General features: G+C 34.3%; 31 protein-coding genes, 1 tRNA gene and 1 other RNA gene. 18 read left to right on the top strand and 15 right to left on the bottom strand.

Annotation, left to right across the window (positions count from 1 at the left end):
- Positions 1–30 precede the first annotated feature (30 nt).
- From ruvC to ABL518_RS02650, 4 genes are read right to left on the bottom strand one after another with little or no spacing between them, the layout of a single operon-like run.
- Positions 31–519: a crossover junction endodeoxyribonuclease RuvC gene (gene ruvC / locus ABL518_RS02665; protein WP_038199503.1), complete on the bottom strand. Its 489-nt coding sequence runs from the start codon at positions 517–519 to the stop codon at positions 31–33.
- The gene (locus ABL518_RS02660) at positions 520–1,347 is read right to left on the bottom strand and encodes a cytochrome c oxidase subunit 3 (protein ID WP_006279354.1); all 828 of its coding nucleotides are present in this window, start codon (positions 1,345–1,347) and stop codon (positions 520–522) included.
- Positions 1,348–1,394: 47 nt separating this feature from the next.
- Complete coding sequence (locus ABL518_RS02655) at positions 1,395–2,054, bottom strand: TenA family protein (RefSeq protein WP_010962391.1); 660 nt, start codon at positions 2,052–2,054, stop codon at positions 1,395–1,397.
- A gap of 44 nt (positions 2,055–2,098) precedes the next feature.
- On the bottom strand, positions 2,099–2,722 hold the full coding sequence (locus ABL518_RS02650; RefSeq protein ID WP_051955865.1) for a TenA family protein: 624 nt from the start codon (positions 2,720–2,722) through the stop codon (positions 2,099–2,101).
- Positions 2,723–2,801: 79 nt separating this feature from the next.
- Here ABL518_RS02650 and ABL518_RS02645 point away from each other — a divergent pair.
- Positions 2,802–3,634, top strand: a protein-coding gene (locus ABL518_RS02645) for an IS5-like element ISWpi1 family transposase (RefSeq protein ID WP_095742620.1) whose coding sequence is annotated in 2 segments (ribosomal slippage) — positions 2,802–3,171 and positions 3,171–3,634 — 834 coding nt in all. Because the reading frame shifts where the segments join, the coding sequence is not laid out codon by codon here.
- Positions 3,635–3,827: 193 nt separating this feature from the next.
- Here ABL518_RS02645 and metK read toward each other — a convergent pair.
- The 6 genes from metK to pheS form a co-directional block, all read right to left on the bottom strand.
- Positions 3,828–5,000 carry a methionine adenosyltransferase gene (gene metK / locus ABL518_RS02640; RefSeq protein WP_010082253.1) on the bottom strand — a complete coding sequence of 391 codons (1,173 nt, stop codon included), beginning with the start codon at positions 4,998–5,000 and terminating at the stop codon, positions 3,828–3,830.
- Positions 5,001–5,057: 57 nt separating this feature from the next.
- Positions 5,058–5,134, bottom strand: a tRNA-Ile gene (locus tag ABL518_RS02635).
- Between the two features lie 9 nt (positions 5,135–5,143).
- Positions 5,144–5,413, bottom strand: a complete 270-nt coding sequence (gene rpmA, locus ABL518_RS02630; RefSeq protein ID WP_010082252.1) for a 50S ribosomal protein L27 — start codon at positions 5,411–5,413, stop codon at positions 5,144–5,146.
- Between the two features lie 10 nt (positions 5,414–5,423).
- Positions 5,424–5,726, bottom strand: coding sequence for a 50S ribosomal protein L21 (gene rplU, locus ABL518_RS02625; RefSeq protein WP_010082251.1), 303 nt, complete (start codon positions 5,724–5,726; stop codon positions 5,424–5,426).
- Positions 5,727–6,746: 1,020 nt separating this feature from the next.
- Positions 6,747–8,039 carry a bifunctional UDP-N-acetylglucosamine diphosphorylase/glucosamine-1-phosphate N-acetyltransferase GlmU gene (gene glmU, locus ABL518_RS02620; RefSeq protein WP_010082250.1) on the bottom strand — a complete coding sequence of 431 codons (1,293 nt, stop codon included), beginning with the start codon at positions 8,037–8,039 and terminating at the stop codon, positions 6,747–6,749.
- Positions 8,040–9,083: a phenylalanine--tRNA ligase subunit alpha gene (gene pheS / locus ABL518_RS02615; RefSeq protein WP_010082249.1), complete on the bottom strand. Its 1,044-nt coding sequence runs from the start codon at positions 9,081–9,083 to the stop codon at positions 8,040–8,042.
- 146 nt (positions 9,084–9,229) lie between these two features.
- Between pheS and ABL518_RS02610 the strand changes: the two genes are divergently transcribed.
- The 17 genes from ABL518_RS02610 (at position 9,230) to ABL518_RS02530 (ending at position 22,081) form a co-directional block, all read left to right on the top strand.
- A complete protein-coding gene (locus tag ABL518_RS02610; RefSeq protein ID WP_095742621.1) occupies positions 9,230–10,960 on the top strand; it encodes a hypothetical protein in 1,731 nt (576 codons plus the stop codon).
- 181 nt (positions 10,961–11,141) lie between these two features.
- The gene (locus ABL518_RS02605) at positions 11,142–11,738 is read left to right on the top strand and encodes a riboflavin synthase (protein ID WP_010082169.1); all 597 of its coding nucleotides are present in this window, start codon (positions 11,142–11,144) and stop codon (positions 11,736–11,738) included.
- A 57-nt stretch (positions 11,739–11,795) separates the two neighbouring features.
- The gene (locus ABL518_RS02600) at positions 11,796–12,386 is read left to right on the top strand and encodes a CvpA family protein (protein ID WP_010962383.1); all 591 of its coding nucleotides are present in this window, start codon (positions 11,796–11,798) and stop codon (positions 12,384–12,386) included.
- Positions 12,387–12,510: 124 nt separating this feature from the next.
- Positions 12,511–12,850, top strand: a transfer-messenger RNA (tmRNA) gene (gene ssrA, locus ABL518_RS02595).
- Between the two features lie 21 nt (positions 12,851–12,871).
- Complete coding sequence (locus tag ABL518_RS02590; protein WP_006279412.1) at positions 12,872–13,309, top strand: ClpXP protease specificity-enhancing factor SspB; 438 nt, start codon at positions 12,872–12,874, stop codon at positions 13,307–13,309.
- Positions 13,310–13,509: 200 nt separating this feature from the next.
- Positions 13,510–13,728: a hypothetical protein gene (locus ABL518_RS02585; protein WP_006279413.1), complete on the top strand. Its 219-nt coding sequence runs from the start codon at positions 13,510–13,512 to the stop codon at positions 13,726–13,728.
- Positions 13,697–14,002, top strand: a complete 306-nt coding sequence (locus ABL518_RS02580; protein ID WP_310732675.1) for a type II toxin-antitoxin system RelE family toxin — start codon at positions 13,697–13,699, stop codon at positions 14,000–14,002. Before ABL518_RS02585 ends, ABL518_RS02580 begins: the two co-directional genes overlap by 32 nt.
- A 98-nt stretch (positions 14,003–14,100) precedes the next feature.
- Positions 14,101–14,322 (top strand): hypothetical protein, encoded by a 222-nt coding sequence (locus ABL518_RS02575; RefSeq protein WP_095742622.1) that lies wholly within the window; start codon positions 14,101–14,103, stop codon positions 14,320–14,322.
- The gene (locus ABL518_RS02570) at positions 14,303–14,614 is read left to right on the top strand and encodes a type II toxin-antitoxin system RelE family toxin (protein ID WP_010962380.1); all 312 of its coding nucleotides are present in this window, start codon (positions 14,303–14,305) and stop codon (positions 14,612–14,614) included. Before ABL518_RS02575 ends, ABL518_RS02570 begins: the two co-directional genes overlap by 20 nt.
- Before the next feature lie 83 nt (positions 14,615–14,697).
- On the top strand, positions 14,698–14,919 hold the full coding sequence (locus ABL518_RS02565; protein ID WP_006279415.1) for a hypothetical protein: 222 nt from the start codon (positions 14,698–14,700) through the stop codon (positions 14,917–14,919).
- The gene (locus ABL518_RS02560) at positions 14,910–15,185 is read left to right on the top strand and encodes a type II toxin-antitoxin system RelE family toxin (protein WP_007550684.1); all 276 of its coding nucleotides are present in this window, start codon (positions 14,910–14,912) and stop codon (positions 15,183–15,185) included. Before ABL518_RS02565 ends, ABL518_RS02560 begins: the two co-directional genes overlap by 10 nt.
- A 171-nt stretch (positions 15,186–15,356) precedes the next feature.
- Entirely contained in the window at positions 15,357–15,635 is a 279-nt protein-coding gene (locus ABL518_RS02555; protein WP_006279515.1) for a YggT family protein, read from the top strand.
- Positions 15,636–17,750 carry an FtsK/SpoIIIE family DNA translocase gene (locus ABL518_RS02550; protein ID WP_348994392.1) on the top strand — a complete coding sequence of 705 codons (2,115 nt, stop codon included), beginning with the start codon at positions 15,636–15,638 and terminating at the stop codon, positions 17,748–17,750. It begins immediately after the preceding gene.
- Positions 17,751–17,905: 155 nt separating this feature from the next.
- Positions 17,906–18,394, top strand: coding sequence for a hypothetical protein (locus tag ABL518_RS02545; RefSeq protein ID WP_010962377.1), 489 nt, complete (start codon positions 17,906–17,908; stop codon positions 18,392–18,394).
- 253 nt (positions 18,395–18,647) lie between these two features.
- A complete protein-coding gene (locus ABL518_RS02540) occupies positions 18,648–19,268 on the top strand; it encodes a TRP75-related protein (RefSeq protein ID WP_070356736.1) in 621 nt (206 codons plus the stop codon).
- A gap of 25 nt (positions 19,269–19,293) precedes the next feature.
- The gene (gene ispG / locus ABL518_RS02535; protein WP_070356735.1) at positions 19,294–20,574 is read left to right on the top strand and encodes a flavodoxin-dependent (E)-4-hydroxy-3-methylbut-2-enyl-diphosphate synthase; all 1,281 of its coding nucleotides are present in this window, start codon (positions 19,294–19,296) and stop codon (positions 20,572–20,574) included.
- A 178-nt stretch (positions 20,575–20,752) separates the two neighbouring features.
- Positions 20,753–22,081 (top strand): IS4-like element ISWen1 family transposase, encoded by a 1,329-nt coding sequence (locus ABL518_RS02530; RefSeq protein ID WP_010962373.1) that lies wholly within the window; start codon positions 20,753–20,755, stop codon positions 22,079–22,081.
- A gap of 165 nt (positions 22,082–22,246) precedes the next feature.
- On the opposite strand, the gene ABL518_RS02525 is transcribed toward ABL518_RS02530, so the two are convergent.
- The 5 genes from ABL518_RS02525 to ABL518_RS02515 all read right to left on the bottom strand — a co-directional run bounded on the left by ABL518_RS02525 (position 22,247) and on the right by ABL518_RS02515 (position 23,901).
- On the bottom strand, positions 22,247–22,411 hold the full coding sequence (locus ABL518_RS02525; protein ID WP_080717620.1) for an IS3 family transposase: 165 nt from the start codon (positions 22,409–22,411) through the stop codon (positions 22,247–22,249).
- Positions 22,401–22,565, bottom strand: coding sequence for a DDE-type integrase/transposase/recombinase (locus tag ABL518_RS06545; protein WP_156768648.1), 165 nt, complete (start codon positions 22,563–22,565; stop codon positions 22,401–22,403). The genes ABL518_RS02525 and ABL518_RS06545 overlap by 11 nt, the downstream gene beginning before the upstream one ends.
- An 84-nt stretch (positions 22,566–22,649) precedes the next feature.
- On the bottom strand, positions 22,650–22,865 hold the full coding sequence (locus ABL518_RS06540) for an IS3 family transposase (RefSeq protein ID WP_245836010.1): 216 nt from the start codon (positions 22,863–22,865) through the stop codon (positions 22,650–22,652).
- A 177-nt stretch (positions 22,866–23,042) separates the two neighbouring features.
- Positions 23,043–23,306 (bottom strand): transposase, encoded by a 264-nt coding sequence (locus ABL518_RS02520; protein ID WP_010082296.1) that lies wholly within the window; start codon positions 23,304–23,306, stop codon positions 23,043–23,045.
- A 337-nt stretch (positions 23,307–23,643) separates the two neighbouring features.
- Entirely contained in the window at positions 23,644–23,901 is a 258-nt protein-coding gene (locus tag ABL518_RS02515) for a hypothetical protein (protein WP_010962372.1), read from the bottom strand.
- Between the last annotated feature and the right edge of the window lie 82 nt (positions 23,902–23,983).

The following is a 23,983-nucleotide window of genomic DNA, read 5'->3' as shown; positions in this document are numbered from 1 at the left end:
GAAATCTTCAAACTGAATCCCATATAAAAGTTACTCAACAAAACAAGAACCTTTCGTATAAGCATGACAAATTGCTACAGCAAGAGCGTCAGCAGCATGGTGGCATTTTATACTCAAATTTTTAACTATTTGCTTCACCATAAATATAATCTGATCCTTATCAGCATGGCCATTTCCGGTAATGCTTTTTTTTACATAGTTTGCATCATATTCATTCATAGTTAGCTTTGTTATTTTTAACGCTAAAATTACAACCCCTCTTGCATATCCTAAAGTTAGTGAAGATTTAGGATTTTTATTAACAAAAATTTTCTCCACCGCAGCTTCATTCGGAGAGTATAGGGAAATTACTTTCTTTAATTGTTCAAAAATTATATGTAGGCGTTCACCTGTACCCAATTTACCATCAGTTGATATGGTGCCGCCGCCCAAAAATTCAATATTATTTTTTTCGTTCAGGCTGATAATGGCCCACCCAGTCTTGCTTATTCCTGGATCTAGACCTATTATTTTAACCACTTAATAAACGCTTAACCAATAGACAAACAAAAATAAAAATATCCAGACTACATCTACAAAGTGCCAATACCAGGAGGCAAACTCAAAGCACAAATGGTCCTGAAGTGTAAATTGGCCTTTCCGTGCTCTAAATAAACACACTGATAAAAATATTATTCCTATTATAACGTGTGCGCAGTGAAAACCGGTAATCATATAAAAATTGGATGTATAAATAAGCTTTTCTCCTGTTTCTTGTAGAGAAAAACTCGCTTCATGATACTCTATTGCTTGCACTATTATAAAAAAAACTCCAAGCAATATAGTTATGGACAGCATTTTAATCATGCTCTTTTTATCATTTTTAAGTAAAGAGTGATTTGCCCAAGTAATTGTTGTACCAGAAAGCAATAATATTAATGTATTCATGAATGGTAGTGACCACGGATCAGGTGGCAAAATTCCCTCAGGGGGCCATTCAACTTTTTTTGCAGGAGAAAACGCCTCAAATAAAAAAACTGGATCAAGCCAGGCTTTAAAGAATGAACAAAAGAACACTATAAAAAATACGACCTCCGAGAGAATAAACAAGTACATTGCAAATTTGAGTCCATGTTTTACAATGGCAGTGTGACATTTGTCATAAATGGCCTCCCTTATTACATCTCTCCACCAATAAAACAGCACCCCTGATACTGCGGAGATTCCCAAAACTAAACAAAACATTCCGACAATTTGTTTATGAAGCGCGCCAACTAATCCAAGTGCAAGAATAAGAATTGCTGCTGATACAGCAATTGGCCAAGGGCTTGGATCCACTAAATGAAAATCATGTTCTTTACTTTTCATAGCATTTTAAAAAATACTTATTAAGGATACAAATTAGCTTAAAATTGTCAATGTTCCTTAGGAAATTGATTGAATCTTGAAAAATTATATGCACCGTTCAAAAAATCTAACACAAATTGTGCAGTTATTCTAAACAACTCAAGCATTCTGCTCTTTTCGTTTTCTCTTGCTCTGCTGCAATATCCATCAACAATATTTTCCAAAATAATGCATCCAGACTTTACTGAATCACTGTAACAAAAATTAAACCAATCCCTATATCTATTATTTTTCTTGAATCTATTTTTCATGCTATCAACGACAGTCTCGTATATAAACATGCAAGAATACAAAACCGTCATAGCCTCATAGGTATTACTATGCGAGATGGATAAAAGAAAATTAGTGAAATTAAAACACTCAAGAGATTTCTTTTCGCGACTTATACCGTACATAGTAAAGTAGTAGTCATATAGCATTCTATTAACAGTCACTACTCTTTGGGCTACTTCAGCAAGCGAGATAATACTACTATAATCTTCCATTTTGGATGCAGTAATTAAGGTGGTACGAATATAATCACCTAAGAACAACGTCTTTTGTTGAGCATAGAATTTGAAGTTCTCTATATTTAGGGTGTTATTCGCTAACTCAACATTAAAAGGATGCTCAATTATATCCTTTAAAAGATTTGACCCGTAACAGCTCCTAATTATGCCACTGAACACTGTAGTTACCGATAAAAGATCAAGTTAACGTAAATAATCCGCTGCTAATATTCTTTGCTAGATATATTAGAGTAATATGCCTCATCCCAAAACATTATTTCTAATTCCAGCCCTTTCTTAAAAAACTCATACATCCTCTTTTTTTCACAGTCACTAGCTTTTTTATATAGCTTATTTGTAATATCAGTAACCTCATCAATTACAGCATTTACTGTTTCGCTACTATAAATGTTGATCCACTCTTTGTATTTGTTATTTTTAACCCCTTTAGTTGTTATCTCATTTACCATATGGCGTATAACGATTTGGTATATGTTAAAGCAAGAATAAGATGCTACTAAAGCTTCATTAACAGAATTGTGATATGCGGCACTCATGAAAAAGTCAGTAAAGGCAGAACAAGCTCTTGACTTTTTGTGATCATCAGATAGATCACAATCTTCAAAATATTTTTTATACTGTTCTCGAACATAAAATGCTCCTTGTGCCAAATTGATTAAACTACTCATCATTTCAATATCATCAACTCTAGCTGCAACAATTAAAAAAGCACGAGCGCAATCTATACAATACAGAAAATCCTGCTGAAGGTAGAATTTGAATTTTTCATAATCTAATGTATTATTTATCAACTCAACATTAAAAGGGTGTTCTTTTATTTTATCAATAAGATCAGAAAACTCTTTTAGAGGTTGTCCGGAAACAAGTAAAAGGCTATAATATCTGAAATTTTAGTACGGGGTAAAGATGAGAAAAAAGTATCCAACAGATCTAAGCGAAAGGGAATGGGCAAGAATAGAAAAACACTTCAGAGTATCATACAAGAAAGGAGGAAGGCTGCCAAAGTATAGCAAAAAAGAAATATTAGAAGCAATTTTCTATGTATTGCGTACAGGGTGTCAATGGCGGTATTTACCAAATGATTTTCCGCTATCGAAGACTGTGTATGAGCAGTTCAGGCAATGGAAGAAGCAGGGAATTTTTGAGAAAATGAATTATGAAATTACAAAATATAGTAGAAGAAAAATAGGAAGGAATGAGCAGCCGAGTGCCTGTATAGTAGATAGTCAATCTGTAAAGACTACAGAAAAGGGGGGATCAAAGGCTATGATGGAAGTAAAAAAGTAAAGGGTAGAAAAAGGCATATAATTACAGACACTCAGGGTTTTATACTAGGTTGTTACGTAGGCGCTGCTAACGAAAATGATAGAGATGGTATTAAAATAGCATTAAACAATATGAGAACAAAATATACTAAAGTTAAAAAAATGTGGGCTGACATGGGATACCAAGGAAGAAATTTAAAGAATCACATAAAGGAAGAATATGACATAGATATTGAAATTGTTAAAAGGCCTCCATGTAGATTTTGGGTGCACAAAGATACGCCACCTGAGCTACTACCAACAAGAGAACAAGGGTTTAAAGTACAGCCAAGAAGATGGGTTGTAGAAAGGACTTTTGCTTGGGTTAATAGGAATAGAAGGCTATCGAAGGAGTATGATTTACTCACAACATCCACTGAGAATTTCATATACCTAGCTATGAGTAGGGTTATGTTAAAGAGGGAATATGCTTGAATTTACTTGTTTCCGGACAACCTCTTACAATTACGTTGTACAGTTCTCCTTCTATTTCGTTATACACTTTATAAGCCTCACAATAAAAATTGAATATAAAAATTATTACTAATATGGTATAATTATTATGAAAAAGCGTGCTATGCTTTAACAATAAGCTAGTATATAAATATGGGGCTGTAAATCAAAAATTTTAGCAATCTAAAGAAATTTTACTATTACCTTCTATATTGAATTCTCTACGAAGATCAGCAGACAAGTTTATGCTTTCCCAAGAAAATCCACCGTCACTTTCTGACTCTTTACCAAAATGTCCATAACAGGCTGTACGTTTATATATAGGATGATTAAGCGATAAATGCTTGATTATGCCTTTTGTTGATAAATCTATATTATTCTCGATAAACTTTTTAATTACTCTTTCCTCTACCTTATTCGCACCAAATGTATCAATATAGAATGAAGTAGGTTTTGATACACCAATTGCATAAGAAAGCTGCACAAGACAACGTTCAGCCAAACCTGCAAAGACAATATTTTTAGCAAGATATCTTGCCATATAAGCCGCAGATCTATCAACTTTGGTTGCATCTTTTCCGGAAAACGCTCCTCCACCGTGTGGAATATAACCTCCATAAGTATCAACCATAATTTTTCGTCCGGTTAATCCACAATCACTAACCGGTCCACCAATAACAAATCTACCAGTTGGATTGACTAAGAGATTTTCCTCAGGACACATCCATCCTTCAGGTAAAGATGAAACTATGTAAGGGTAAATTATTTCTTTTACTTTTGATTGATCCAAATCCTCAGGGTGCTGTATTGAGACAATAATACTTTCAGCACGTACCGGGAGGTTATTCTCATATGCCAAAGTGATTTGTGACTTTGCATCTGGACCAAGTTTTGCTTCTTTAACTGCGCTCATGATATTTTTCAGAATCGAGTGTGCATAAAAAATGGGTGCCGGCATAAGGTTTTCTGTCTCTGTTGTTGCATAGCCATACATTATGCCCTGATCTCCAGCACCTTGATCCAACCCTATTGCAATGTCATTTGATTGCTCATGCAGCAATATATTTACTTTCACTTTTCTCCAGTGGAACCCATCGTGCTTGTAACCAATATCTTTTATTGTATTCCGTACAATACTTTCAATCCTGCTATTTTTGATGTTAGGCCCAAACACTTCCCCAGCTATAATAACGTTATCTTTGGCGACTAAAGTCTCTATTGCAGCTCGCGCAAAAGGATCAGTAAAAAGGTACTCATCAAGTATTGCATCTGAAATTTGATCTGCTACTTTATCTGGATGACCAGCCGCCACTGATTCACTGGTTACTAAATTTTTATATAAACTCATGTTTTTGCTTATACAATATCAAAACCGCTATAGAAAACACAGTTAGTAACTACTAAATGGTGGGTCTGGGAAGAGTTGAACCTCCGACCTCACGCTTATCAGGCGTGCGCTCTAACCACCTGAGCTACAGACCCCTGATTTATTCAAGCTGAAGCTTTCATATTATCTGTAGGCAAGATATCAATAAAAGTCTTTTTATTTGCTGATCTTCTAAAGCTGACCCAGCCTTCTATTTTAGCAAAAATCGTATGATCTTTACCTATACCAACATTCTTTCCAGGATGGAATTTTGTGCCTCTTTGGCGCACAATTATGTTACCAGGAATAACCTTCCCATTCTTCTTTATTCCTAACCTACGACCCGCTGAATCTCTACCATTACAGGAACTACCACCTGATTTTTTAGTTGCCATATCTTACCTCTTACTTTTGAAGACTAATTTCATTTATACGAAGAACAGTTATATACTGCCTATGACCAGTTTTCCTACGGTAATTTTTTCTTCTTTTCTTCTTAAAGATTATAATTTTTTCCCCCCTGCACTGCTCCAACACTTCAGCTTTAACAGTAGCATTAGATGAATAAGATAAGCCACTATTTGAAATACAAATCACCTTATTGATTTCCACCTCTTTTTTTTCTTCAGCTTCTAACTTCTCTACCTTTATTATACTACCTTCTTTTACTAAATATTGCTTTCCACCAGTCTCAATTACTGCAAACATGATAAATATAAATTATTGTTATTAACTTTAATCGTAAACGATGTCATATACGCTGTCAATATAAATAAAAAGCATGACTTAACGTTCTTTTTGAGCTACTAAAATACTTCTATCTGTTTTCATCTTTTATCTACCTTTTCTCAGACAGTAGACTTCTTGCATAACCTAAGCAGAAAAAAGGCAAATAGTTATTATAGCTCTAAGTTTACCGACACCGTCATGCAAGTAGCCCCTTCTCCTGTCATCCGAGTAGCTTGACACTGGTTCCTTTATGACGATGTCATCCAAGTGTCAGCTACTCGGATGACAAAAAAAGGAGCACTAGGATGACATCATCCTTTTTTGGGATTCCAGTGTCACGCACTGGGATGACAGCAGTCCTACGTCATACCGCCGCGAACCGTCATACCGCGATTCATTCGCGGTATCTCAGCAATAGATCCCGCTAACAAGCAGCGGGATGACGATTGTCGTTTAGCCATAAACATTAAGGAATTTACCAAATAAAAAAAAAGGCAAAAGAAACCCTAGTCATTGTCTATTTTCAGTATTGGCGTTTTTTAAGTCTTAAACACTGCAATTTAGCTGCTTTTAATTGCAACTAACCTACGCTGCAAATGTTTAAGAAATTTACTAAGCAGAAAAAAAGACAAAGGACCCCCGAGTTAGCTAGTCTTTTACTATCTCTGTCGAGTATTGGCATTTTTTGATGTCTTGTAACGCTTTATAAGCGCGTTCAGCTTATTTAGATAAAAATCTAGATGTAGATGAAGTTTTGTAAAGACATACAGTATCTATATACTGCAAAAAATTAAACATAAGACGCCGATACATTAAGTAATCCTTACCTTTTAATCTGCAGATTGGCGAAAGCAAATACAATAGCTTCACTGTTATGATAAGGGGGCTGGCGGAGTTTGTCAAGGAAGTTTTTTTGTTTCTATTCCCAATAAAAGTTTGTTATATGGTTATGCAAGAAGTCTAATATTAAAAATGACACAACAACATAATTAAATTAGACTACTTTATTCTCTTAGTTACTTGCTTTTCTCTTGCTATTGCAAGGCTTTTTTCTGGTACATCCTCAACTATAACACTACCTGCTGCAATTACAGATTCATCATGAATATTAAGCGGCGCAATTAGTGAGCTATTGGCGCCAACAAAGCAATTGCTCCCTATATTCGTTCCATGTTTATTTTTCCCATCATAATTACAAACAATAGTGCCTGCTCCTATATTACTCTCCTGCCCTACTTTAGCATTTCCTATATAACTTAAGTGTTTTATTCTAGTGTTTTGACCAACTTCACTTGTTTTCACTTCCACAAAATTTCCTATTTTTGCCTTATTACCAATTGTTGTGTTTCCGCGTATTCTGGTAAATGGACCGACCTCAGCATTACTTTTAATTAAGCAGTTTTCTAAATGCGAAAATGGCAGTATTTTCGCACCAGACTCTATTTTCACTCCAGTACCGAAAAAAACATATGGGTAAATAACTGAATCTCTGGCAATTTGCGTATCAAGAGAAAAGAAAACAGTCTCTGGTGCAACAAGCGTTACTCCGGAGTCGGTAAAAATTTTTCTTTTATTTTCTTGAAAGTAAAACTCAGCTTTTATAAGGTCATTTCTGTTATTTATTCCCGTTGCTTCTTCTCCACCGGTAATAACGTAACCGACATTTAAATTACTCTTCACTGCAATGGAAACTATATCGGTCAAGTAATATTCATGAGTTGAGCTATTGCACTCTATTTTCTCCACCAATTCACGTAAATTCTTTGCACATGCAACCATTATTCCAGCATTTGCAAGAAATTCTTCATGATTATTTTTATCACTCTTTGCTTCTACGATTTCTCTTAAGGAACCATTCTCAATAATTAACCTACCGTATTCTTTATTGCTTGTCCTAAAACCTAGGCAAACTAGAGCCTTGCCTTCTAAATAACTAATCATTTTAGTTATTGTGCTGCTTTTTATGAGCGGAGTATCCCCATACTGCACAACAACTATGCTTGAATCTGGCAATTCTCTTAGGTTTCTCATCGCAGTTTTGACCGCATCTCCCGTGCCAAGTGTTAATTCTTGTGTAATTAACTGTATATCCTTAAAACACTTTAGTCTTTCAATTAAAGGCTGATCAACTACAACAGCAATATTTTCAGGATTTAACTGTTTTGCATTGTAAATGACATGCTGGAGCATGGAAAAACTGCCTATTTTGTGTAGGACCTTAGGCAAATCTGAATTCATCCGCCTGCCATGCCCTGAAGCAAGTATAACGAACGTATGAGTTTTACTTATCACTTATCTTAAAGATGAAAAATGAAAACCGTAATGATCAAGCCAGCTGATTTTGTTGTCATAAAAGCTCCTCAAGTCGCTAATTTGATATTTTAGCATTGCAAGCCTTTCTATACCAATGCCAAACGCAAAACCGTTGTATTTAGTATGGTCTATTCCAACATTTTGAAATACATTTGGATGCGTCATACCGCATCCCAGTACTTCTATCCATTTACTACCTTTATAACTTATGTCCACTTCCGCAGAAGGCTCGGTAAAAGGGAAAAAACTATTACGAAAACGTATCTTCAGCCCTTTATCGCCAAAGAACTTATTAAGGAAGTGATGAATAGTAAATTTTAACTGGCCCATATTGACATTCTCATCGACATATAACCCCTCTATTTGATGGAACATAGGGGTGTGAGTTGCATCAAAGTCGTTTCTGTATACTCTACCTGCGGCTACTATTTTAATTGGGAATTTTTTTGTTTTTTCCATGGTTCTAATCTGTACAGATGAGGTGTGAGTGCGCAGTACCATTCTTTTATCATCTATTTTATTCTTTAAGTAGAAGGTATCTTGCTCCTCTCGTGCAGGATGATGACTTGGAGTATTCAGTGCATCAAATACATGAAATTCATCTTCAATGTCAGGGCCATCAACTGCCTTAAAACCCATATGTGCAAAAATAAGCTTTACTTCATTTAGAACCTTACTGAGTGGATGGACCTTGCCAATTTTTTCTGGCCTCGCAGACAACGTGATATCAACTGCCTCGTTCTGCAATTTAAAGTTAACTTCTTCGGCTTTTAGTATATTCTCCTTATTCATTATAAGCTGATCTAGCTTATTACGTAAAACGTTGATAACTTCGCCTAAATTGCGCTTTTTTCCTGCGTCTTCTATCTCTTTTAAGTTGTCAAAATAAGCTTTAATTACACCCTTTTTTCCCAAATATGATAGCCTAACTTTTTCTAAATCTTGTAAAGAAGAAGCATTCTCAATTTCGGAAACTGCTTTATCTTCAAGTGAAAGTATGTCATCTAATAACTCTTTATTCATCTTAAAAACGCTGGCTTAAACTTTCATTATAGTGAAATTTTAAATATCATCAACAATCCGAAAAATTGCCCTATTCTGATTATTAATTTATTGACTGATTAATCTTTTTTATTTACCTTTGCGTTGATGAATTTGCTGTATCAACTATGCACAACAGTAATACTGAAACTAAGAATAAGTATAAAATAGAGGATTTACCTAAGCTCTTTAAGGAAAAATCCAGAAACATAAGTAAAGCATTTTCTAGCGAAACAATTAAGATCAGTACTATTCGCTCGAGAAGTATTGAAAGTAATATACAAGAATTTTCATTTGAGCTAACAGCAACAGATAAAGACACCTTTAATATAAGATTATTTCGAATAAACTCTTTAATTAATTTTTTCAAAATCTGCCTTTCCCGGGAAAAAAATTTTACAGCCAACATAAAAGTGCCCAAAGAAAGCAGTGAACTATATAATAACTACTGTAAAACTAACAGTTATAAAACTGTAGAAGAATTCGTAAATAGTGCTCCGCCTCAAATCCTTCTGCAGGGCACAACGATAACGCTACAAACAGACGTTGAAAACATTAACCTGGACAACTTGTACCAAATCGAGTTATTTCTAAATGAAAAGCTACGACATGCAGAAAAAACTGAAAATGAAGACAAAAAAGAACAGAGTGAAACTAACCAAAAAAATGCACAAAATAAACAAATCGTACCAGTTACAGGCTCATTTGGCTTCGATGTAACAAATAATGGAAAACAAGTTACACGTGTTTCGATAGTAGTTGCTGCAATGCATGAAAACGTTTTCTGGTTTAGATCTTTTTTCTGTCTACCCAATTTTTTTAATACGTCACAATTCTTTTCCCAACAATTGCCAAAATTTTCTATACAGAGCAACAATATACCATTTGGTGTTATTCCAGCGTTTGACCAGGAAAAAAGAAACATGGATCCAAGTAGTCAAGCTACTCGGATGACAGGGGGTAGTATAGAAAATCCAATACCTCAAGAAGCAGAACAGAATGTAGGTCAAACTACTTCGCACACAGAGTATTTTAAGGCTAACAGAAAAAAGAAGTCAAAAAAGCAGACCAAAGAACTATCAGAGAAAGAAAAACCATTAGCCATAAAACAAGCACAAAATGATGCTAGAGTAGCTATGATAGATAACCAAATTGAGCACAGGGGGAAAAAACTCGATAAAATATTTATTGAAGTGATGAGTGGATACAAAAATCAAGATCCAGAAACATTTTGCAATATTTTCAGCTCAGTATTCAATATTGTTTACTTTCAAGATAAACAATTACATGCAATATTAGAGCCAGGCGAGATATCAGAAGTATTACAGATACTCGAAAGGCCACAACCTCTTAGTAACTCACTTTTAGGTAAAGAATATTTACAAAAACAAGTATATAGAAAAAAAGAGCAATTGCTTAAATTAGTTTCAGGTGTTTATATACAACAACCTTCTCCACAACATGAAAATACTCCTCATAAATCTACAAACCCTTTACCAATTAAAGATCTTTCACCAGCAACAAATGAAGCTAAAACTCTACCACCTACTAACATTACACTCAAATCATCATTAAAAACTGTATTTTCCTCAAAAAAGGCTTATTTTTGTCTATTTATAATAGTAGCATCTGCATCAACACTTTGCTTATGGCATTTTCCGTTAGGAAAAGTGTCAATGTTAAAAGGATTAGTGCCACCAGAAAAAAGAGAAAGTATTGGGCTAGCATTGAACATAGGGTTACCAATATTAACTGCATTATGTGTTCTGAGTTTGGCTTATTTCATATATTCTGAATATTCTATAGAATCTATTGAACAAGTAAGTGAAAACGATCCCCTTTCTCGCGCCTATAGCTAGTGCAGGCTCAGTTTTCCTACGTCATACCGTCACGGTATCTCTAGATCCCGCTAACACGTAGCGGGATGACGAATTTGTCGTTTTTTAAATTGTCGGTAAACCAGAATTACTTTAACTATAACAAAATAGAAATAAGTTGTTGTAAAAAATTTTTCATGGTAAAATTATTTATTTTCACCATATGTTTAAAGGAATTATCACGGATATCGGGACTATAACTGATACTACCACTCACTCCAACTCTGATCAAATTTTCCATATCAAGACACAAAATTTATCCTCTATAAATAAAGGAGATTCAATAGCTTGCTCTGGTGTGTGTTTAACTGTTGTTGATATAATGAGCGATACATTTACAGTCCAAGCATCTCAAGAAACTATGAAGGTTGCTAACTTAAATACGTGGAGAATAGGAAAAAAAATAAATCTCGAACAAGCAATGAGATTAAGCGATAAGATCGATGGCCACCTGGTTCAGGGTCATGTTGATGGGATAGTAAAATTTTTAACAATTAATCAAAATTTAGATTCTCATGAAATCAAACTATCGTGCCCACAAGAATTAATTAAATTTGTTGCAAAAAAAAGCTCCGTTACACTAGATGGGGTTTCCCTCACAGTGAATTCAGTTATTAATCAGGAATTTACAGTAAATATCACTCCCTATACATGGGAAAATACAACTTTTCAGTACAACAAAGTAAATGATTATTTGAATTTAGAAATTGACATGATCGCTAGGTATTTAGATCAATTGATGCAGCATAAATACAATTAATTTTACAACCTTGTTATTTACAACTATTATATCTTGAAAACCATATAGATATAAAACATGCTTTTCGATAGCCTAATTATCTTCATTGTTGTTCTATGCGTAATAATCTCGGTAACTAGAGGCTTTATAAAAGAGCTATGCGCACTAATGTTTCTATTTTTATCGGTCTTTCTGACAGCTAATCACTATGATTTTTTCGCTCCAAATTATAGTAAATATTTTGATTCTAAAGTTACACTAAACATACTTTCTACAATCTCTGTATTTATTATACTTAATCTTATATTCATGATAATAAATAACTGGCTAATGTACATATTATCACCCATAAGGTTGGGGTTTATCGATAGAGTTACTGGAATCTTTCTCGGAGTGCTTAAAGGAATATTGCTCTCTTATGTATTATTTTTTGCTGTGCACTTATATTGCTACACAGTATATGACAAAAAAGAGGGAGAGTATAAAATAGAAGCAGAAGACATATTGCCTAATTGGATAATAAATTCACACTCTTATCAGGCTTTATTTGTGACAGCAGAAGAAGTAATTGACATGTATGTACCAGAGTCGTTGATACTAAAAATAAAAGAGATCGGTGGAGAAATGGTTGATCAAGAAAAACCTAAAAACAATAAAAAAGAAGAGTAAATATTTATTTATAAATATTTTCATTGGGAGTATTCAAAAAGCCATATGTGTCAGGTTAAGAGCACAGAATTTTTTACTGGAAATATTAATTTTGTTTTAGCAATAAATCAACTTAAGGTCATAATATCTTGACATTTATTTAATGTTGCTATATAATAGCTATGTACATTTTGTGTACTATAGCAATAAAATTACCTTGTAATAGGTGTATTGGACCCGAGGGCAGTACTCGGCGTCTCCACCATGTTTTTTAATTTATATGGGGACGAATAAGGATCGACATGCATAGTAAAGATGGTAGCTTTGCTCGGTTAGACACCACCGCTAAGAGTTCATAATTTAAATGCAAACGATAATTTTGCTGCTGAAGACAATGTCGACGCAATAGCTGCTTAATTTAAGCACTATAACTTCATTGCTATAAGCACGGTTCAGGGAACGCCGGGTAACAGAAGTTCCCCAAAATTTACGTATGTGAAAGTTATATGGAGCAAACAGATTACAAAAAACTGCTTAATTCTGCTAAGTTTCAAGTTATCAAAAAGACTTTAGATGTTATATCAGGTAATGGTTTTATCCCTCACTTAGAAATATTATTTTTCACATATTTTAATGGTGTGACCATGCCAGATCGTTTGAAAAAGTCATACCCTACTCAAATGCTTATTATATTACAGCATCAATTCTATGATTTAAAAGTTTCTGAGGATAAATTTAGCGTCAGTTTGAGTTTTCAAGGAAAACAAGAGCGAATTACTATACCGTTTTTTGCTATTAGTGAGTTTCGTGATAAAATTTCAGGAGATGTTTTAATATTTGACAAAATCAGTATCGACTCTGATAAAGAATACAAAAGTGAAAAATGTACTGAAAAACTATCAAACGGTAGTATTATATCCATAGATCAACTGCGTGATGAGTAACTGCTCATCTTTATAAACAAAAAATATTAATAGAAAAAAGTGGTCTAACTTAAGTAATAGAATAGAGGGTAGATAAATATGCTAAATCTTTAATTATTTATTAACGCAGGTGGCAAAATTTTTCTTACATATCATCAACTTCCTTTATTGAAAAATTCAGAAAAATGTTGTATAATTATTAGTAGACTTTGGTAAAACATATGACAGATTCAGGAATTAGTATAACTTTTGACCCAAAAACTTCACATAACCTTACTAAGTTGGCTGAAATCACCAAGGAATCCGTTCAAGAACTAGCAAAAAGGTTAGTCATCGAAGGAATCGAGTGCGAAGTAGAAGATATTGCGTTATATAAAACTATTAAGGAATGTGAGGATGTAGACTGGAATACAGTACTATCTGAAAGGGAGAGGACATAAACTGAAATACGATATTGTCTACTCAAAAAACTTTACTGAAAGAGATTTTCTAAATCTTCCAAAAACAATAAGATCAAGGATTACAAAAGCGATAAACGAGCGGCTTACAACTGATCCAATTAAATTTGGTAAACCATTACGTGGCAGGCTAAAAGGGTATAGAAGAATAAGGGTTAGTGATTATCGAATTATTTATACTGTAAATATTGCAAAACATAAGGTATTTGTTGCTACAGCAGGACATAGAGACACCATTTATGAGAAGGCTACTTGATAAACATTAAATATATTTTTATACAGCCCTCCTTCCTTTATTGAAAAATTAAAAAAAATGTTGTAAAATAGCTATAGTAGTAGACTTTGGTAAAACTGATGGTAAATTCAAAAGTTAGTGTAACTTTCAACCCAGAAACTTCGCAGCATCTTGTTGAACTAGCTAGAGCCACCAAGCAGTCTGTTCAAAAATTAACAGAAAAGCTAGTCAAGGAAGCAATCGAACTTGAAGCGGAAGATATTGCATTTTCCAAAATTATTAGGGAGTTAAATTCTGATGATGCAGAAGAAGTAGAGGATAGTGAAGACATCTGGAAATAAGCAATACACCATTAAATATCTAAAGCATGTTCTTAAAAGAAATTTGCCTTCCTTGCCGGAAGATGTAAAGCCAAGTATTAAAGATGCAATAAAAGAGTATCTTGAGACTGATCCTATTGGTAACGGTGTGTTGCTACGCAAGAGATTAAAGGAACATAGAAGAATAAAAGTTGCTGATGATTATCGTATTGTCTACCGTGTAAATACTGTAAAACGTATAGTAATTATTGTTTCAATAGGACACAGGGACAATATTTACAAGCAGGCAATATTGGACCTACTGAAACATTAAATATATTTTTATACACCACTCCTTTCTTTATTGAAAAATTAAAAAAAATGTTGTATAATTATTAGTGGACTTTGGTAAAACATATGGCAAATTCAGGCATTAACATAGCTCTTAGCGAAGAAACTTTAAAGCATCTTGCTGAATTATCTGAATTTACTAAACAGCCCGTTCAAGAATTAGCAGGAAAACTATTTAGAGAAGCAGTTGAGCTTGAAATGGAGGATTTTTTAGTATCTAAAATTTCTGATGAGCGTGATGTTGAAGGTGCAGAAACAGTTGATTTTGAAGATATTAAGTGGGATTAGAGCGTTACAAGGTTAAGTCTTTAAAGAGTGTTGTTGAAAAAGATTTACCAAACCTTCCAAAGATAATAAGGCTAAGAGTTCAAAAGGCTATAAAAGAACGTCTTACAGTTGACCCAATAAATTTTGGTGAACCACTACATCATAACTTAAAAGGATGTAGAAGGCTAAGAGTTGGTGACTATCGTGTAATTTACAGAGTAAATCAATTAGATCATATAGTAACTATCACAGAGATAGGACATAGAGATGATATTTATAAGAAATAAATATCAACATTAATATATATTATACACCCCTCCTTCCTTCTCCATTCTCTACTTTAGGTGGCTTTGCGCAGCTCAAAAAATGAAGTTTTTTTTGGTTCAGCAAAAACAACATTTTGAGTTTGAAAAGGCTAAATACTTGTCTTTTATATAACTTTCGTGTAATAGATATGTATGCATCCAATCATATATCTACTCAATACGTTACTTGATCTTTATAGCTTCATTCTAATATGTTGGGTTGTCCTAAACTGGCTGGTTAAACTTAATATGGTGAACATATATAATGAAACTGTCAGTAGCATAATGCACATCTTGAACCAATTGACATATCCACCACTAAAGATTATTAGAAGATATATACCACCGTTCAACGGATTAGATTTATCTATAATGATATTGCTAATAACAATTCACTTTGTAAAATATACAGTAGCTTACTACTTTAGGTAGATGTTAAAAAAATATCTAAAATCAGCAATATATCTATCCCTTTTAATATATATATATATATCAGTTTTTAGCTATAACTATAAAGATCCTTCCTTAAACACAGCTACAAATGAGGAAGTGACAAATTTAGGTGGAATAGTAAGTTCATATTTAGCTGATATATTGGTTCAATTTCTTGGATTAACTAGTGTTACAATAGCTACAACCATAGTTTACTTGTTGATCTTCAGGCCATCAAAAAGGCTGCTAAAAATTCTCTATTTAATATTAATCAATTTAGGGATATGTGCTATACTACCACAACTTTCGCTAGGCATCACTGCAAGGTACAGACACAGTGGAATAATAGGGAATGCACTAATTAATAACTGCCCGTTTTATATATTTGTGATAGTAACATCAATAGGTCTTGTAGGATCTGTTGGTTGGAAGAGAACAATTTACTCTCTATTCTTCTTATGTGAAAAAATAGCTTGCTTATTTGTAAATGTTCCATTCTTCAGATCACATAAAACTACTGAGTATTCAATTGCACCATTAGTGGTAGAAGAAAAACATAGAACTAAAATCACTACTAAACAACAACCAAAAGAAAGACAGAAAAAAGCTACCGAGGAGGTTTTAAGTGAGTTTAAGTTTCCAAGTATCCATTTACTTTCTAAAGCAGAAGAGTCTTTGCAGAGAAAACAGCTAAATGAAATGGAGAGCAATAAAAATTTATCTCTGCTGGAACAAGTCCTGAGTGATTTTGGCGTGCAAGGAAAAATTATCAGTGTATGCTATGGGCCGGTTGTGACTTTGTACAAACTTGAACCACAAGCTGGCACGAAATCTGCAAGAGTAATTGGCCTTGCAGATGACATTGCACGTTCGATGAGTGCACTCTCTGCACGTATTTCAATAATTCGTGGGCAAAATGCTATGGGAATAGAGTTGCCGAACAAGGAACGGGAAATTGTAATGCTGCGTGATTTGCTTGAATCCCCAGAATACCAAAATGCAAACTTAAATCTCCCAATTGCGCTTGGCAAAGAAATAAGTGGAAAACCAGTTATTGCAGATCTAACTAAAATGCCCCACTTGCTCGTTGCTGGAACCACAGGGTCTGGTAAATCAGTTGCGATTAACACTATGATTCTTTCACTCGTTTATCGATTAAGTCCTGATGAATGTAAGATGATAATGATCGACCCAAAAATGCTTGAGCTTTCAATATATGATGCAATACCGCATCTAATAACGCCAGTGGTAACAGAGCCAAAAAAGGCTGTAGTCGCTCTTAAGTGGATAGTGAAAGAAATGGAAAATCGCTATCGCATGATGTCCTATTTAAATGTGCGCAATGTAATAAACTATAACCAAAGAATCACAGAAGCGATGAATAGTGGAATAGAATTGGAGCGCGTTGTGCAGATTGGCTTTAACTCAACAACAGGCAAACCTCTGTTTGAAAAAATACCAATCAAGATGGAAACATTTCCGTATATTGTAGTGATCGTGGATGAAATGGCAGATTTGATGCTTGTTGCCGGCAAAGAAATAGAGTGCTCTATTCAACGCTTAGCTCAGATGGCTCGTGCTGCAGGAATACACATCATAATGGCAACACAACGCCCATCTGTGGATGTGATCACAGGTGTGATAAAGGCGAACTTTCCAACGAGAATCAGTTTTGCTGTTACTTCTAAGATAGATAGCCGTACTATACTTGGCGAACAAGGGGCTGAACAATTGCTCGGCATGGGTGACATGCTCTATATGGCCTCTGGTGGTAAGATCATTCGAGTTCACGGCCCATTTGTAAGTGATAATGAGGTGCAAGATATAGTTGATCATCTGAAAATGCAAGGTGAGCCAAACTACATGGAGGAAATCACTAAAGAAGATGAAAATTCTTCTACAGAGTCACACGATGAAACGGAGGATGAAGAAAATGACCTCTATAACCAAGCAGTGGCCATCATTCAAAGAGATCAAAAAGTTTCAACCAGTTACATTCAAAGGCAGCTTAGAATAGGCTATAACAGAGCAGCAAACATCGTTGAAAGAATGGAAAAGGAAGGTATTGTCAGCGCTCCAAATTACTCAGGGAAAAGAGAGATATTGGTTGAATAACAATCTTGTAATACCTTAATTTAAGTTTTCGCACTTTCAAAAAGCAAGTCAAACGAAATTATTAAAAGATCAATACATAATGACAATTGATTTAATAATAATTTAAACATTTGGAATGTAAAATTATAATATATTAATTAACTAGGGGGTTAAAAATGGGTATAACTAAATGGGTACTTGGCTTTGATGAGTCAGATATAACAGCATTGCAGGAAAGTCAACAAATTGATGCTGAGCAGTTTGAAAAAGTTTTTGGTGCATTAAAAGAATGGCAAGAAGCTCAAAAGATAGATGCTAAACAGTTTGAAGAGGTATTTAGTGCATTAAAAGAATGGCAAGAAGCTCAAAAGATAGATGTTGAGCAGTTTGAAAAAGTTTTTAGTGCATTAGAAGACAAGATTGGTACTAAGCAGTTTCAAGCTATGCAAGAGCACTTAAACGGCCTGCAAGAAAAAGTGGAAACACTTGCAGAGGCAGTAGCAGATCAACAAAAAATAATGGCAATTTGTATCATAGTCAGTGCTGTTGCCGCAATAGCAATAACTAGTTTTGTTGCATTCTGTATCTATCAGGGAGTTAAGCTTGATAAAGAGAAAAAAACGACTTATCTAAAGATACGCCAGACGCAAAACTTAATAATGTAGATACTACCGATGGTACTGAAAAACTACAGAATAACTTAAAAGTTGCAAACATATAGCTGCATAACACTTTTCTTGAAAAGGTGTTACGCAACTTGTAACACCTTACTCTTCTCTTAGTCTGCGTAGGTTTTTTTGATAGCAAACATATCACTTTTTAGAAAAATATTTGTATTGTAAAGTTAGTAAAGATTCTGGTTTACTTAAAGTTTGTTAATTGCTATCTTTTAAAACACGATATTTACTATAGCACCATATGCTTAGGGTTTTTTCTAAAATTTTATTTATATTAATGTTTTTGGTTTCTAGCTTTTTTACTGTGCATAGTGCTGAAGCTAAATCTAAGCTCAGTAAGAGATACATACCTCCTGGTAACCCTGGTGGTGCAAACTTTCATACAGATGAGGATTTTGCTGAGTCATATAAACTGTATGAGAAGCGTAGGGAATTGCTCAAGAAAAAAAAATTACAAGATCGAGCTATAAATAAAGAAGATCTAATCAAAAAATTAAAAGAGAAAAAAATTGCTAGTCTTGATAATGAGCCAAATGACATGGAAGCTTGCATAGTCGACGATGAAGAGAGCACTATGATAAATCAGCATGGTATTAATATCGCACGTTTAAGGGGTGCTGTATTTATAGATCAAGAGTCAGTTTTCCAGTATGAAAATAAGCAGCATGAAAGTGAACAACAAGAAGAGAAGAAAGTTACTTCAACACGAGAAAAGAAAGTTTCTCCTATAAATGTCACTATAAAAGAAACTCCATCAAGAAGAACGTGCTCACATGATTCTATTGCTAATTTGGATAACGTAGATGCTTATAGTTTGAATGGTTCAAGTTCATTTGGCAGTGTAGCTGACACAGTAAAATAGTATCACAATATTGGCCATTAATAATATGCTAGATAAAGACCTGATATTGAATGATAATACATATGAATTATCGCAGATTTCCAGGCACAAAACTCATGTTGTAGAAGTTGGAAAAGTAAAGATAGGCGGAAATAATCCTGTAGTTGTACAATCTATGGCGCTTGGCGTGCATATAGATGCTGATAATATAAAAAGTAGCGCAAAACATTATGCAAAAGAGATAACAGAACTAGCGCGTACAGGTTCAGAATTGGTGCGAATTGCCTTGAACTCAGAGGAGGTAGCAAGAGCAATACCTTATATAGTAGAAGAGATAAATAAAGAAGGTTTTGACGGTAAAATATTGGTAGGCTGCGGTCAATATGAGCTAGATAAATTAGTTCAAGATTATCCAGACAACATCAAAATGCTGGGTAAAATTAGAATCAATCCAGGCAATATAGGCTTTGGCGACAAACGTGATGAGAAGTTTGAAAGGGTGATAGAGTATGCAATAATGCACGATCTTCCGGTTAGAATTGGGGTAAATTGGGGTAGTCTTGATAAATACCTTTTGCAAAAATTGATGGATGAAAACTCTTCGCTTAGTAATTCAAGGCCTTCTGATGTTATACTGCGCAAAGCACTTGTAATGTCTGCTCTTGATAGTGCAAAAAAAGCTGAAGAAATTGGTCTAAATTCAAACAAAATAATCATTTCATGTAAAGTTAGCAAAGTACAAGATTTAATTTTAGTTTATATGGCACTTGCAAAATCTTCCAATTATGCGCTGCATTTGGGTTTAACTGAGGCTGGTATGGGCAATAAAGGTGTGGTAAATACCGCAGCAGGGCTTACTTATTTATTGCAAAATGGCATTGGAGATACAATACGGGCTTCTTTGACTCAACGTCCTGGTGAATCGCGTACTAATGAAGTGGTGGTGTGTCAGGAAATATTGCAGTCTATAGGCTTGCGACACTTTAACCCTCAGGTTAATTCATGTCCTGGTTGTGGGCGCACGAGTAGCGATCGTTTTCGTATATTAACTGAAGAGGTGAATGGCTATATAAAAACTCATATGCCGATGTGGAAGAAAAAAAATCCAGGTGTAGAGCATATGAACATTGCTGTTATGGGATGCATAGTAAATGGTCCTGGAGAAAGCAAACACGCAAATTTGGGAATCAGCTTACCTGGATATGGAGAAAAACCTGTTTCAGCAGTCTACAAAAACGGCAAATATTTCAAAACTTTACAAGGTGATAATGTCTCTGAAGAATTTAAGGCAATTATTGATAATTATGTGAAGAAGCATTACACGTAACCTTTCACGGTTAATTAATAGATAAATCGCAAATAAAAAAGAAAATTAAACCTTGTTTTTCTTTTTTCGTTGGGAATGTTCAAAAAAGCATACGCGTCAAGTTAAGGAAATAAAGGTATGAAAGAGATAGAATAATAAGGTATAAGTTCTCCCAGAAATACTTTTAGTGAGAGAACCAATGAATAAAATAACTAGCTTATCAAAAAAGCTCAAAGAATTTTTTAATGAAAAAGCAGACAAAATCTCAATTACAACAAGGTTTATAAAAAGAAAGAGAAAGCTAAAAGGTTCATCGTTCGTAAAAGCCATGGTCTTGGGTAATATAGGGGTTGATAATTGTAGCGTAGAAACAATGTGTCAATTACTAAACGAGGACTCGATAGATATAACAAAACAAGGTTTGGATTTTAGATTTACTGAAGAAGCAGTGGAATTTATGAAAAGGATGTATAATGAATCTGTGCTTCTCTTCAAAAATATCTTGCAAGTTGATTGCAAAATCTTACAGCAATTTAATAGTGTTAAATTATTGGACAGTAGCTATATTACTCTACCTAACAGTATGGAAGAGATGTATAAAGGTTATGGTACTAGCTACAGTGGCTATGAAAGCAATACTAAGTCTGGAATAAAGTTACAATTAGTTTTCGACTACATGAATCAGATAATAGACCAACTTAATTTAACGGAGGGAGTAAGATCAGACCAGGGATATAGGAAACATTTAAGTAATATATTAAGCAATGATTTGCTAATATCTGATCTCGGTTATTTTGTGCCAAGTTCTTTTAAACAAATCAATGAAATAGGAGCTTATTTCATAAGTCGTTATAAATCCGATACCAACATATATGATGTAGAAACAAATCAAAAAATGGAGTTATTAGAATGTTTAGAGGATAAGTTATTTTTAGAAAACGAGGTATTGTTAGGAAAAGAAGCAAAAATTAGAGTAAGAATTATATGTCAGAAACTAACTGAAGAACAGTCTATGGCCAGAAGAAGGAAAGCTAATAGATTAGCAAGATCGCAGGGATATACATCCTCTAAAAGAAATCAAAAATTGTTGAACTGGTCAATATTTATAACTAATGTTCCAGAAAATAAAATTAGTGCTGAGCAAGTATTAACGATTTACAGAGTAAGGTGGCAAATTGAGTTATTATTTAAATTGTATAAAAGCCATATCAGACTTGATAAGCTAAAAGGAAAGCCATGCAGAGTATTATGTGAACTATATGCTAAATTGTGCGCAATTCTTATATTTCACGGCATAGTTGGTTGCACAGAAGTGAAAAAGAATACAGAACTTAGCTTAACAAAGGCATTTATTGAGCTAAAAAGGCGGGTTATAGAGTTATTTTTAGCACTAAAGAATAAAGTTAATAGTTTGAAAGTTTTTCTTAAAAAGCTTACCATAACTTGGTCTCGATTTTCATTAAAAGACAAGTACAGAAAAACTAGAGTATCTACCTTAACTTCCCTGAATTTACTTACAATCTCTTAACTTGACGCGTATGGTTCAAAAAAGTGTGTCAAACCGAAAAAAAAGTAATAAATTGATATAAAAAAAATGGAGGTTTGACTGACCTTACCCAGAAAAAGTGGAGAGAAAGTTTGGAATGTTTTTCACAAAGAGAATGATGAATCAAAATGCTCAGGAATGCAATAGTTAATAGTGACGTTGTTTGTTATAAAAAATTTCTATATATTCAAATATAGCAGTTTTGATATGCTGTTTAGAGTGCCGAGAGGTGTCTATTGGTAACTCCCTTTTTAGAGAACTGAAGAAGCTTTCCACAACAGAATTGTCGTAACAACAACCTTTATAACTCATCTATGTTTTTTATGGATAAGAGATATTGATAACCTTGCGAAGTATATTGTGAACCTTGATCACTATGTAATAGTAGATTTTTGGCAGGTTTACGCTTGTTAACGGCCATTAATAAAGAGTCCATAACCAATTGTTTATTTATTGAACTGCTCATTAACTACCATGCGTGAATATAGATCGATTATTGTTGCCAAATATAGCCATCCTTCTTTGGTTTTTATATAAGTAATCCCATACTTTATTTGGTTGATCGACAATAAAGTTTTGGTCTAATATATTGGGAGCTACTGTCCGTTTGTTGTTTCTTAATTTTAAATTTTCTTCTCAATATAGCCTGAATACCATTTTTCTGCATAATACTTTGCACTGTTTTTAAGTTGCAACTTTTACCCAAAGCCTTCAATTCAGCATGAATTTTAGGAGCTCCATATCTACATTTAGAAGCTTGATATATTTTTTGAATATCTGCTAATAACTCTTTATTTGCTGATTCTCTACTGCTTATTTTCCTTGTAGTCCACTTATAGTAGCCACTAGCAGAAAACCCTACATAATTCCTGCACTTTATAGTGTTTACTATGCTCTTTTATGAAAAAATATTTTACTCTTTTTGACTGGCCAGGGCTTTTTTTTAAATGTCTCTTTCCCTTGTTACTCTTGCTAACTCTCTTTGTAAATCAAACCTCTCTTTGTCGTAAGGAGCCATGTTACCTCTACCTGGAAATGCATTTGCCGCTGACTTTTTTTCGTTATATTTCTTCATCCATTTTCCTAATACACTATCCCTTATTCCTAGATCTCTTGCTACTTTTGCAACTGGTTGACCTACCTTTCTTTGTTCATTTGCCAGCTTAACAGCTTCCAATTTGAATTCTGCCGTATATTCTCTTACCATTTCTAATCCTCCAAAATTTTATTTTACCCGAAAAAACTCCTTTCTTTCTCTCCACTTTTTCTGGGTAAGGTCACTTGGCAACAGTTGCTCTACTTTCTCCTTCATCCAATGCTTCCATTGCTTTTTTCCTTAAGTCGTAACTATACGCTGCTGGCATACAAACCCCTCTACCATAAATCCATTCTTACCTTATTGGGATTATTATGAGAAGAGCTATAACTCTATGGGAGGGAAGCAAAATCTGGGATTCGGCCTTAATGGCATTAGCGTTGCATCAGCTTCACCCTCCCTGTGAGGTATTTTAGCTCTAATGCCTCACATCATAAAGATACAAGTGTCAAGCTACTTGGATGACAGGGGAGGGAGGCACTGGGATGACAGGAGAAGGTAGTGGGATGACACCCTGACAACCGTCATCCCGCTGCTTGTTAGCGGGATCTAGAGATACCGCGAATGAATCGCGGCATGACGTAGGACTGCTTTCATTCCAGTGCTTGACACTGGAATCTAGCCTTTCTGCAATCTCATCGAAAACGTTGTAACCACTTTCTATGCTAGTTTGCTTGTGAGCAACCTGGATTCCAGTGTCAAGCACTGGAATGACACCGTTATAAAGGAACCAGTGTCAGCTACTTGAATGACACAGTCTTTGCTTAAACCCGTAACGTTCGTACATT

Origin of the sequence: Wolbachia endosymbiont of Drosophila willistoni, from assembly GCF_040084705.1 — a bacterium.
Lineage (GTDB): Bacteria > Pseudomonadota > Alphaproteobacteria > Rickettsiales > Anaplasmataceae > Wolbachia > Wolbachia pipientis.
This window is presented reverse-complemented; position numbering and strand designations above follow the sequence as displayed.

Excerpts from the sequence above, each read along its gene's own strand:
- ABL518_RS02660 (WP_006279354.1), bottom strand. The coding sequence starts at position 1,347 with ATGAAAAGTAAAGAACATGATTTTCATTTAGTGGATCCAAGCCCTTGG.
- metK (WP_010082253.1), bottom strand. The coding sequence starts at position 5,000 with ATGAGTTTATATAAAAATTTAGTAACCAGTGAATCAGTGGCGGCTGGT.
- rpmA (WP_010082252.1), bottom strand. The coding sequence starts at position 5,413 with ATGGCAACTAAAAAATCAGGTGGTAGTTCCTGTAATGGTAGAGATTCA.
- rplU (WP_010082251.1), bottom strand. The coding sequence starts at position 5,726 with ATGTTTGCAGTAATTGAGACTGGTGGAAAGCAATATTTAGTAAAAGAA.
- pheS (WP_010082249.1), bottom strand. The coding sequence starts at position 9,083 with ATGAATAAAGAGTTATTAGATGACATACTTTCACTTGAAGATAAAGCA.
- ABL518_RS02610 (WP_095742621.1), top strand. The coding sequence starts at position 9,230 with ATGCACAACAGTAATACTGAAACTAAGAATAAGTATAAAATAGAGGAT.
- ABL518_RS02605 (WP_010082169.1), top strand. The coding sequence starts at position 11,142 with ATGTTTAAAGGAATTATCACGGATATCGGGACTATAACTGATACTACC.
- ABL518_RS02600 (WP_010962383.1), top strand. The coding sequence starts at position 11,796 with ATGCTTTTCGATAGCCTAATTATCTTCATTGTTGTTCTATGCGTAATA.
- ABL518_RS02590 (WP_006279412.1), top strand. The coding sequence starts at position 12,872 with ATGGAGCAAACAGATTACAAAAAACTGCTTAATTCTGCTAAGTTTCAA.
- ABL518_RS02585 (WP_006279413.1), top strand. The coding sequence starts at position 13,510 with ATGACAGATTCAGGAATTAGTATAACTTTTGACCCAAAAACTTCACAT.
- ABL518_RS02575 (WP_095742622.1), top strand. The coding sequence starts at position 14,101 with ATGGTAAATTCAAAAGTTAGTGTAACTTTCAACCCAGAAACTTCGCAG.
- ABL518_RS02565 (WP_006279415.1), top strand. The coding sequence starts at position 14,698 with ATGGCAAATTCAGGCATTAACATAGCTCTTAGCGAAGAAACTTTAAAG.
- ABL518_RS02555 (WP_006279515.1), top strand. The coding sequence starts at position 15,357 with ATGCATCCAATCATATATCTACTCAATACGTTACTTGATCTTTATAGC.
- ABL518_RS02550 (WP_348994392.1), top strand. The coding sequence starts at position 15,636 with ATGTTAAAAAAATATCTAAAATCAGCAATATATCTATCCCTTTTAATA.
- ABL518_RS02545 (WP_010962377.1), top strand. The coding sequence starts at position 17,906 with ATGGGTATAACTAAATGGGTACTTGGCTTTGATGAGTCAGATATAACA.
- ABL518_RS02540 (WP_070356736.1), top strand. The coding sequence starts at position 18,648 with ATGCTTAGGGTTTTTTCTAAAATTTTATTTATATTAATGTTTTTGGTT.
- ispG (WP_070356735.1), top strand. The coding sequence starts at position 19,294 with ATGCTAGATAAAGACCTGATATTGAATGATAATACATATGAATTATCG.
- ABL518_RS02530 (WP_010962373.1), top strand. The coding sequence starts at position 20,753 with ATGAATAAAATAACTAGCTTATCAAAAAAGCTCAAAGAATTTTTTAAT.
- ABL518_RS02525 (WP_080717620.1), bottom strand. The coding sequence starts at position 22,411 with ATGAGTTATAAAGGTTGTTGTTACGACAATTCTGTTGTGGAAAGCTTC.
- ABL518_RS06545 (WP_156768648.1), bottom strand. The coding sequence starts at position 22,565 with ATGAGCAGTTCAATAAATAAACAATTGGTTATGGACTCTTTATTAATG.
- ABL518_RS02520 (WP_010082296.1), bottom strand. The coding sequence starts at position 23,306 with ATGGTAAGAGAATATACGGCAGAATTCAAATTGGAAGCTGTTAAGCTG.